Raw genomic sequence first — 9,654 nt, 5'->3', positions numbered from 1 at the left:
AGACCTCCCTTGATTATTTAGTGGTTTTCCCCAGAGCCTTGGCCACCAGTTGTTCGTAGAGTTCGGCGTAGGGTTCTACCGCCTGGCACCAGTTGAAGGGTTGGGTCATGGCGCGGCTGCGCATGGCATTGAGCAGGCCTTTGTTGGCGAACACCCTGAACGCACGGCTCAGCGCTTCCTCATAGCTTTGCACCGTGGACTCATTGAACAGGAACCCGGTGACGCCATTCTCGATGGTGTCCGCCAGGCCGCCGGTATTGCGTGCCACCGGCAGCGAGCCGAAGCGTTGGGCGTACATCTGGCTGAGGCCGCAAGGCTCATAGCGTGAAGGCATCAGCAGGAAATCGCTGCCGGCGAACATGCGGCGCGCATCGGTCTCGTTGAAGCCAATACGCACACCGACTTGGCCAGGGAAGCGCAGCGCCAGCTCACGCATGGCTTGTTCTTCCTCCGGCTCCCCGCGCCCGATAATCGCGATCTGGCCGCCGTGCTCGACGATAAAGCTGGCCACTGCTTCGGTGAGGTCCAGACCTTTCTGGTAGACCAGGCGCGAGACCACGGCAAAGAGCGGGCCGGTGGAGTCATGCAGGCCGAACAGCTCACGCACGTGGGCAGCGTTGATTGCCTTGCCTTCCCAGTCACCGATATTGAAGTTGTGGGTCAGGTGCGTGTCGGTGGAGGTTTCCCAGCTTTCATCGATGCCGTTGGGAATACCACTGAGCAAGCCTTGCTGGGTCTTGGCGGCGAGGAAGCCGTCGAGGCCGCAGCCAAATTCCGGGGTGGTGATTTCCTGGGCGTAGGTGGCGCTCACCGTGGTGATATGGCTGGAGTACGCCATGCCGGCCTTGAGGAACGACATCTTGCCGTAGAACTCCATGCCTTCCTGTTGCAGGGCATGGGGGGGAATGCCCAGTTCCGGGGTCGAGGCCAGGCTGACCACGCCTTGATAGGCCAGGTTATGAATGGTGAACAGCGTTGGCGTGCGTGACCCACGCCAGTGCATATAGGCCGGGGCCAGGCCAGCTGGCCAGTCGTGGGCGTGCACCAGGTCCGGGCACCAGTGGATCTGGGCGAGGTTGGCGGCCATGTCGGCGGCGGCCAGGCCCAGGCGGGCAAAGCGGATATGGTTGTCGGGCCAGTCACGGCCGTTGTTGGCGCCGTAGGGCGTGCCTTCGCGCTCGTAGAGCTCGGGGCAGATCAGCACGTAGATGACGAGGCCATCCTTGAGGTCCATGCGCCCGATCTTGCACGGCGGCAACGCGGCGTGGCCGACGAGTTCGCCGATGATATGGATCGGGTTGTCGCTTTCCATCACCTGCGGGTAGCCCGGGATCAGCACCCGTACATCGTGCAGGTGCGCCATGGCGCGGGGCAGGGCGGCGGAAACGTCGCCCAGGCCTCCGGTTTTGACTAGGTCGGCGAATTCAGAGGTGACGAACAAGACTTTCTTTCGGTTCGGGTTCTGACTCACGATCGGCCGCACAGTGTTGGGCAGGTCGGCCAACGAGGTGGGCCCCCCTGCCGGCTTACTAAAACGCTCTCCCTGAGTCTCTACAGCGGCACTGATCATAATTCTCTCCCACGTGTTGGTCGGCTAATGGCCCGCTGCCACTAGCTCCGAAGACCGCATCCTGCGGCCAGGCGCACAAGCGTTATACAAACTGGCAAGGCTTATGCCAGATGCACGGTCAGCTGAAATAGATTGGATGGACGGGCATCGGCTGTGAACTGCGTGCGCTCGCGCCACCTTAAAACTGGACCTACGGCAGAGTTGTAAAGTTTCGATTTTTTGCGGGGTTTTTGTTTTGGAACGGACCCATCAGTCATGAGTCTAGGACAGATCCCAGAGCCTGTAGGGTTTATGTGGGAATTTTGTAGGACAAAAACTTGTAACGAGGGTTGTGGCGAGCAGGCTTGCCCTGCGCTGGCGTGCGAAGCGCTCCCAAACGGTTTTGGCGGCTTGCACCCCGTTGCCAGTTTTCAGGGCCGTTTCGCGCCCCACCGCGGGGCAAGCCTGCTCTTCACAGAGAGGGTATTCCCATCATGAGTGCAGGCCGCCCCTTATTGGTGCGTCAGCCGAGTAGACGAATGGGCGCTCCATCAGCCCAAGCCTGGATGCTTTCGATCATCTGCTGATAAAACTGCCGGTAGTTCTGCTCACTCACATACCCCACGTGGGGCGTGGCCAGTACGTTGGGCAAGTGGCGGAACGGGTGATCGACCGGCAACGGCTCTTCGGCATACACATCCAGAGCAGCGCCTGCCAGGCGACCAGCGGTCAAGGCCTGCACCAGCGCCTGCTCATCCACGATAGGCCCGCGCGCGGTGTTCACCAGCCGTGCGCTTGGTTTCATCCAGCCCAGCGCCTGCGCATCCACCAACCCGCGGCTGCGTTCGCTGAGCACCAGGTGAATGGTCAGGATGTCGGCCTGTTCGAACAGTTCGCGCTTGCTGACCCAGGTCACCCCGGCTTCGGCGGCGCGCTGCGGCGTAAGGTTTTCACTCCAGGCGATCACCCGCATGCCGAACACCTGGGCGAACTGTGCGACTTTCTGGCCGATGCTGCCCAGGCCGAGGATACCCAGGGTCTTGCCGTACAGGTCGCCGCCCAGGCCCACTTGCCAGTGGCCGGCGCGCAGGGCATTGGCTTCGGCGAGCAGGTTGCGGGTGGAGGCCATGATCAGCGCCCAGGTGAGTTCCGGCGCGGCGTGCTTGTAACTGTCGGTGCCACATACCTGGATGCCCAGGGCCTTCGCGGCAGCAATGTCGATGGCGGCATTGCGCATGCCGCCGGTCACCAGCAGCTTGAGGTTCGGCAGGCCTTGCAGCAGGGGTTGATCGAAGGTCGAGCGTTCGCGCATTACGCAAATCACCTCGAAGCCTTTCAGGCGCTCGATCATCGTGGTGGTTTGCGCCGGATAATCGTGCAGGAAGTGCACCTGGCCGACGGTGTCCAGGACCGACCAGTCCACCACGCCTTGGGCCACATTCTGCCAATCATCAATGACTGCAATCTGTACCGACATTCACGAGTGCCTCGAAAAAGGTTGGATTAAAGGGCGCTCAGGCCCTGCAACAGTGCGGTGTGAAACTGGGCCGGTTCTTGCGTTTTCGGTGCATGGCCTAACCCCGGGAATTCCACCAGGGTTGCATGGGGAATACCGGCGGCCCGAGGTCTTTGCCGATGGCGGTGGTGGCGGACGTGCCGATCAGCACCAGGGTTGCCATCCGCAGGTTCTTGAACGCGTAATACACTGGCCGGGTGAGGATCATGTCGCAAATCGACGCCGAGTTCCATGCCACCAGCATATGGCAGGGGCGGTCGCTCAGGCCGGTATATCACGCTCGTCCCGTTTGGCCGCACGTCATGGCTGCAGACACCAGGCCCATGTGGATGTCCTTCTGTCGATACACCGCACGATATCCGGCCTCATGGAGTCCCAAAACACGCCCGTGAGGAAGTCGCAGCCCTCTTCAACCCCCAGCCAGTAATATGAGTCATACGGAACGGGTAATGGCGAACCGTATACGGTCCGCATAAACGATATGCCATCGGCATAATAGATACCTACAGCGCCAGGTAGTGATTTGCGCCAGGCGACGGCCTGGCTCCAATTCATTCCTGCACGATTTTCACGCAGTTGCCATACGTTGCTGACCTCTACACGGTATGACGCGGTATTGCCTGCCCTGTCTTCTACATCAATATAGGTGCTTCCGTTAGCCATGCCCCTGACCTTGCCGTCGTTTAAGTTGACCGTCGCGATACCTGGGTTTCTTGAACGGTATGAGTAAGGAGGCGAGCCCCCTTCTGCCTCGCGTATCTGGGCATTGCCCGGGTATTCCTGGCCGTTTCGTGGCCAACCGGGAGCGACGATGGCTCGCCCGTTCAAAATCATGGTCGAGTTGCCAATAGTCAACGGCGGCGCTTTTAAAACGGAGTAGATCACCTGTGGAAACACGATCGCATCCGCCCGTTCTGGGCTGGTGCTGAACGCGGCCGAGAACTCCATCGTCAGCGTCGAAGCGTGGTCCAATTCATTGAGGTAAGTGGCCAGGATCGGATGTTCGTAGCGACCCTGGTTTATCCAGTCGCCATTGACGCGATCACCCCCGCTGCCGTTTAGGAGGGTGATCGGGTAGTTCACGCCGTTCTTTTTGCCTGTCAACGTCAGCCAAACCGGCCAGAACTCGGTAATAAAGTGCCAGGTGCCAATATGGGCGGTCGCCCCGTCAATCACTTTTGCCAGGTCGAGTATTTGGGTTTGTTGATCTGCTTCGTTGATACGGATGATGGTTTTCTGCAATTCATCCAACGGAATAGGCAGCACCCTCACGGTCAATATCTCAGAGTCCGGCGACGGTTCACCCCTGCGGGTGACCACGTACTTGAACGTCATGAACTGATCGCTATTGCCTATGTTGGCCGCAATGGCCTGCCGGGGGATGTCGAACACGACCTCTCCCGCTAATTCGTTGCCGAATTTGGCCGGGATGTCCGGCGAGCCTTGCCCTTGCCTACCGAGCATGGACACTTTGATGGAGTCGGTGTCGAGCATCCCCACGTAGCGCACCACCAGGTCGCTGCCATTCAGCGCATCCAGCGGCGCCAGCGTGGCCCTGCCTGGCCCGGTGATCGTGGCTCGGACCAAGTCCGGTGGTGGCAGGTCCATCAGGCCTCGGGCAATCAGCACGGACGTGATTTCGGAGTAACGCGTCGGTTCCAGCCCACGCTTGAGGGTGTAGGAAACAATTACGTCCTGATCAAGGTTGCGTTCGACAAAGACGTACGGCACCACGAACTCAGCGAGTTCGCCATCCCGGTGGACATCGTAGTCGACTTGGGTGCTGGCCAGCGGGCCTGTCCACCACAAGATCATCTGGTCGCCTGCGCGCGTGCTGGCGAAGGGGGCAATGACTTTGGCGCCATTCTTTACATCGTCCGGGTCCAGTTGAGCGCCCGATGCCTTTTCGATCTTGGGTGGGGGCATATCGCGTTTGGGCTCGCCCACTTGATAGGTTTCGCTCAGTGAGTCCTGCCCGGTGCGCAGAAGGGTGTAGAACACCTGCACGCGCAACCCGTCAAACCGCTTGATATCTTCACCCGGTACGGTGAACGAGAGCACGCCCTTGTCATTCGGGATGCTGTCAAACCGTTTGCTCTGCTTGTACTCAGTCGTGATGTTGGGGTTGCTGACCAACAGCGTGATCTGGATGAGGTCGTCGGGTCGCCAGGTGTCCTGTTCACGAAAGCTGACGGTGGCGTTGGCAGGGCCTGGGGGGATAATGTCGCCTACCGCCTCTACCACCCAGGGGGCGGGCCATTTCAGCGCTTCACCGATAACCGACAGGAACAGATTGTGCGAGCGCTTGGTCGGCTGCCCGTTACCCTCCAGCAAGTAGTGAACGGTTGCGCTGCCACTGGCAATGGCCTTGACCAAGGCATTCGGTACGTCGAAATAGTAAGTCCTGCCCCCAGGTAACACCTGATCGTCAATATGGGGTACAGAGCCATTTTCATTGGTCCCGGCCCAAATCAGAAAGACGCGCTCGTAGATCCGGGCATTGGCGGCTGAGACATAGAGCCCGATTCTTACGTGTTGATTGCCCAACTGAGCCAAGTCGATGGTGGGGGCCGTATCGGGAAAATCCAACCAGGGAGGGTCCAAACGATCATTGCGCAGGTACACCGATATCCAGGTTATGACCGACCACAGAGCCCTTGGGTCGGGACCATTGCCGGTGGGGCCTATCACTTGGAAAGCGACTGGCAATTGCTCGCTGTCGCCGACATCGATAATCGTGGCGTACTCCACGGTGAGCTTGATGTCAGACCCGACGTCAGCGGGTTGCACTCGGTACTCTATGATCACGTTGCCCCAGGCCAGCCGAAGTAGATCATAGGGCGCCATATTCTCCCAGTGTCGGAACGTTATCTGAACACCGAGCTTGGCACGGTCATCATTGATACCGTCAATTTCTACATCGGGCGGCAGCACCAGGACCAGTTTTCGATTGCCGGGCTGGGTGGGTTCCGGCGCGATGCCTCCTGGACGACGCAGATTGACGCGCAACCGCAACGGCATGGTTTCCGAAGGGTTCCCACTGAGACGGATGACCCTGACCTGTACCGGGTCGGCCCACGACTCGCGAATGAAATTTTGGGAGATCGTAAAGGGGATACGGGTCAGGTTTTCGTCGCCGTCGCGAATCTGGTTGAACGCCACCGCGACGCCTGCCCAGTAAAACTCAAAGCTGGTGCCTTTGGGCGTTGAAGGCGGACGGGCAATATGCACCACCAGGGGAATTTCGGTATGCCGAATGCCGATGCCACCATCGGCCCGCTCGTGGTCGCCTACGATAGGGGGTTGCAAGAGCCCAATCTCGACCGGTGGCAGATCGGGTACAAACGGATTGACCGGTGCAGGGTGCTTGATCATGAGGATTTCCTCGCAGGCGTATGGCGAAATTGAACCTCTGCGCGAGGACCGCTGACTACTGTCAACTCTGACAGGTGGCGACGAATGGAACGAGAAGCGGCCGGTGTTGAGACCACTGGTCGCTACCTGTCAACTCTGACAGTAGCCATGCCCCGCCCATCATTGTTGATAACACCAACCGCTCAATAGCGTCGCTTGAGTGTTCGCTTGATCAGTCGGAGAGAATCCATGGACATTGCCCTGGCCCCCCAATCACCCCGCCAACCCAGGCAACTCGATCGCCTCAATATTCCGGGTATGAAGCAAAACGTCATTGGCTATGACGGGGGCGTTGGCCTCTGGTTGCTGACGTATGGCTTGACGGTGGTGGTGGACAGGAACTGGCTGGCAAGCCCGGGCGATGTGATCAATATCGTGCGCATGCCCGATATGCTGCAATTGGCAACCCTGATGCTCAAGGAGGGCGATGAGGCGGCCAACCATTATTTCTTCAGCATTGAACACAAGAACCTTCCTGATGGTGAGGTGCGGCTGGGGTACGTGGTGCATTTCAAAGAGGGAGGCGAGGCCGCTTCCTACACCTTGAGCGTGTTGGTGAAGACTGACCTGCCGGGTGGAAGAAACAATAATCCACCGTTCCCTGGCGTAGGGCATTCAGAGCTCAAGTTCACCCTGTCGACCACGATTGTTGACCCTCCGGATGCCATACGCGGGGTAACGGTGACAGTTGCCCCCTATCCGAACATGCATGCCCGGGACATGATCCATTTCTCTTGGGCAAGCGTCCTTATCATCCAACAAGTGGCGGGGGTTGGCCGCGAAACCGTGTTCAACATCAGTCGTGACCAACTGATGGAAGGGGGCGACGGCACCGACCTGTTGGTAGGGTTTTTACTGGTGGACCAGGTAGGCAACACGTCGACGGACAGGTCCGCAGATACCAAGGTGCAGGTGAACCTGGATAGTACGCGGCTAGAGGGCCCGGCCATTATCACCGATGGCCCCGTTGACACTATCGATATAGAGCGACTCAATGGCGAGGACCTGCTCATCGAGATGCACAACTCTGCAGCCATCGCCCCGGCGGGAAGTCTGTACGACATAGACTTCCGGTCCTACCCGCCCAACGGGGGTGTGATTGTGCATCGTGATTTTGAACGGGTCATCACGGCTGGCAGGACGGTCACGCACAATGTCCCATATGGTGTGGTGCGTGCCGCTGCAGGCGGCCGGGTGGAAATCAAGTATGTGCTGAGGAAGCAGAATCCTGCCGTCGATCTGTATTCGAGAATCACCGTTGCGAAGGTATTCGGCTCGATTGTCAGGCTTGAGGCGCCTTATTTTGCCGAATACCCCGGCCATACGGTGCATCCTATTCCCAACTCCGCGCTGGTGAGTATTCCCTATTACCCATGGCGTCAAGCGCAGGATAAATTGACCCTGATCATGCGCTATGTCCGTGGATTGAATGATGTGGTGGTGTTCAGCGAGTCGAAGCTGGTCGGCGACTCGTGGCCAGAAGGCGCCCCCGTGCAGCGTTTGATCTACCGCCAGGACCTTGAACGATTCGACGGGTACAAACCGTACCTCTATTACGTCGTGGAGCCGCGGATTGTTGAGGGTTCTACGCCGGAGTTGAATGAATCGTTGCGCCAGTTGGTACAGATTGGCCTGCCGGTCAGCGCCGACAGATGATTATGTCCAAGGCCCCGTCAGATAGGCTACGAGGCCATAGCGCGCTGTTTTGGCGATAGAGACCATAAGCAAGAAGCGCCACAGGGGTTCGCGCATCACCCCGGCCACCAATGTCAGGGGGTCGCCTATGATCGGCACCCAACTGAGCAACAACGTCCAGTGCCCCCAACGCGCGTAATGGCCGCGCGCCTTGTCCAGTTGCCGGGCACTCACCGGGAACCAGCGTCGCGCCTTGAAGTGATCCACCCAGCGGCCCAACAGCCAATTGACCAGCGACCCCAGCACGTTGCCCAAGGTGGCGATGCCCAGCAACCACCACAAGCTGTACTGGCCGCTGAGCAGCAAGCCCACCAGTACGGCTTCCGATTGCAGCGGCAGCAGGGTCGCGGCACCAAAGGCCGCGACGAACAGCCCGAGGTAACCGACCAACACCGATCAGTGCGCCGGATACTCGGCGACCACAACATCCTGGCCGTCACGCGTCAGGCCAATGACCTGATAGGCCTCGGCTTGACCGTCCACTTCCATCCCCGGCGACCCCATGGGCATGCCCGGTGCGGCGATGCCCAGCAGGTCGTCGCGCTTGCGCAACGCCAACACCTGTTCGGCGGGGACATGACCCTCGACGAATTTGCCGTCGATGACCGCGGTATGGCAGGAACCCAGGCGCGGGGCGACGCCCAGGCGTTGCTTGACCGCGCTCATGTTGGTTTCGACGTGGTCATTGACCTTGAAACCGTTATTTTCCAGGTGGCTGATCCATTTTTTGCAGCAGCCGCAATTAGCGTCGCGGTGTACGTCGATGGGTATCAAGTCGGCGGCTTGGGCCAGGGCGGTGGTGAACAGGGCTGACAGCAGGGCCAGGCGCAAAGGGGTTTTCATGGAAGGTCTCGTCAGCAGGAGGTGGCCATTGGGATGGTGGCGATCATGACCACGTCATCGCGGGCAAGCCAGCGCCCGCCGGTGCGCGACGCCAGTGGTAATGTTTCAAAATTATACGAAGTCGGGATTTTCCAGCCGGTGCTTGAGCTGGTCCAGCGCGATCGTGGACAGCTCGATCATGCGTTCATGCAAGCTCGCCAGTTGCAACTCCGTCTCATAGGTCAAGACGCGCTTGAACAGCGTGCCGCCGTTATAGGGTTGCAAGACGTAGTGTAGGGAGCCGTCGACAGCCAGGGAGGTGAACACGGTCTTGAACTCCCCAGGCTTGTGCGCGATCTGCACGCGATAACTCATGGGAACCCGTACACCCAGCAGGTCGATGACCTCGGTGAAACGCGCGCCGGCGGGGAGTGAGCCGCTGGTGCCGGTCTCGGCACCAAGGGAGGTGGGGTGCCATTCGTGCCATCGATCCGGTTGGGTCACATAGTCATAGACGGCGTCGATAGGGGCCTGGATAAAACGTTCCTGACTGATCCGCTCCAGGCGAATCGACTGCTCAGCGCGCATGGCACACCTCCTGTGTGGCGAAACTATGCACCGTGAGCTGTCAGAATAGTCCCACTCCCGCGTATTGCAC

Annotated in this window: 7 protein-coding genes and 1 pseudogene; 1 reads left to right on the top strand and 7 read right to left on the bottom strand. The window is 59.4% G+C overall.

Features of this window, described 5'->3' with window-relative positions; all coding sequences use genetic code 11:
- Window positions 1-13: 13 nt before the first annotated feature.
- The 4 genes and pseudogenes from glgA to QU606_RS20575 form a co-directional block, all read right to left on the bottom strand.
- On the bottom strand, window positions 14-1,570 hold the full coding sequence (glgA, locus tag QU606_RS20590) for a glycogen synthase GlgA (protein WP_304997444.1): 1,557 nt from the start codon (window positions 1,568-1,570) through the stop codon (window positions 14-16).
- A 502-nt stretch (window positions 1,571-2,072) separates the two neighbouring features.
- The gene (locus QU606_RS20585; RefSeq protein ID WP_069076282.1) at window positions 2,073-3,026 is read right to left on the bottom strand and encodes a D-2-hydroxyacid dehydrogenase family protein; all 954 of its coding nucleotides are present in this window, start codon (window positions 3,024-3,026) and stop codon (window positions 2,073-2,075) included.
- Window positions 3,027-3,052: 26 nt separating this feature from the next.
- Window positions 3,053-3,333: pseudogene (locus QU606_RS20580) on the bottom strand (alpha/beta hydrolase); the annotation flags it as partial.
- Between the two features lie 32 nt (window positions 3,334-3,365).
- Window positions 3,366-6,440 carry a hypothetical protein gene (locus QU606_RS20575; RefSeq protein WP_304997443.1) on the bottom strand — a complete coding sequence of 1,025 codons (3,075 nt, stop codon included), beginning with the start codon at window positions 6,438-6,440 and terminating at the stop codon, window positions 3,366-3,368.
- 228 nt (window positions 6,441-6,668) lie between these two features.
- On the opposite strand from QU606_RS20575, the gene QU606_RS20570 reads away from it, so the two are divergent.
- A complete protein-coding gene (locus QU606_RS20570) occupies window positions 6,669-8,135 on the top strand; it encodes a hypothetical protein (RefSeq protein ID WP_102623498.1) in 1,467 nt (488 codons plus the stop codon).
- Here QU606_RS20570 and QU606_RS20565 read toward each other — a convergent pair whose 3' ends face one another.
- From QU606_RS20565 to QU606_RS20555, 3 genes are all read right to left on the bottom strand, one after another.
- A complete protein-coding gene (locus QU606_RS20565) occupies window positions 8,136-8,567 on the bottom strand; it encodes a YqaA family protein (protein ID WP_024075735.1) in 432 nt (143 codons plus the stop codon).
- 3 nt (window positions 8,568-8,570) lie between these two features.
- Entirely contained in the window at window positions 8,571-9,017 is a 447-nt protein-coding gene (locus tag QU606_RS20560) for a DUF411 domain-containing protein (protein ID WP_024075734.1), read from the bottom strand.
- A 111-nt stretch (window positions 9,018-9,128) separates the two neighbouring features.
- Window positions 9,129-9,584 (bottom strand): SRPBCC family protein, encoded by a 456-nt coding sequence (locus QU606_RS20555; RefSeq protein WP_024075733.1) that lies wholly within the window; start codon window positions 9,582-9,584, stop codon window positions 9,129-9,131.
- Window positions 9,585-9,654 lie beyond the last annotated feature (70 nt).

It is taken from the genome of Pseudomonas sp. OVF7, from assembly GCF_030644265.1.
In the GTDB taxonomy this organism is placed as follows: domain Bacteria; phylum Pseudomonadota; class Gammaproteobacteria; order Pseudomonadales; family Pseudomonadaceae; genus Aquipseudomonas; species Aquipseudomonas gorinensis.
This window is presented reverse-complemented; position numbering and strand designations above follow the sequence as displayed.

Coding starts and splice junctions, on each gene's coding strand:
- glgA (WP_304997444.1), bottom strand. CDS start 1,570: ATGATCAGTGCCGCTGTAGAGACTCAGGGAGAGCGTTTTAGTAAGCCG.
- QU606_RS20585 (WP_069076282.1), bottom strand. CDS start 3,026: ATGTCGGTACAGATTGCAGTCATTGATGATTGGCAGAATGTGGCCCAA.
- QU606_RS20575 (WP_304997443.1), bottom strand. CDS start 6,440: ATGATCAAGCACCCTGCACCGGTCAATCCGTTTGTACCCGATCTGCCA.
- QU606_RS20570 (WP_102623498.1), top strand. CDS start 6,669: ATGGACATTGCCCTGGCCCCCCAATCACCCCGCCAACCCAGGCAACTC.
- QU606_RS20560 (WP_024075734.1), bottom strand. CDS start 9,017: ATGAAAACCCCTTTGCGCCTGGCCCTGCTGTCAGCCCTGTTCACCACC.
- QU606_RS20555 (WP_024075733.1), bottom strand. CDS start 9,584: ATGCGCGCTGAGCAGTCGATTCGCCTGGAGCGGATCAGTCAGGAACGT.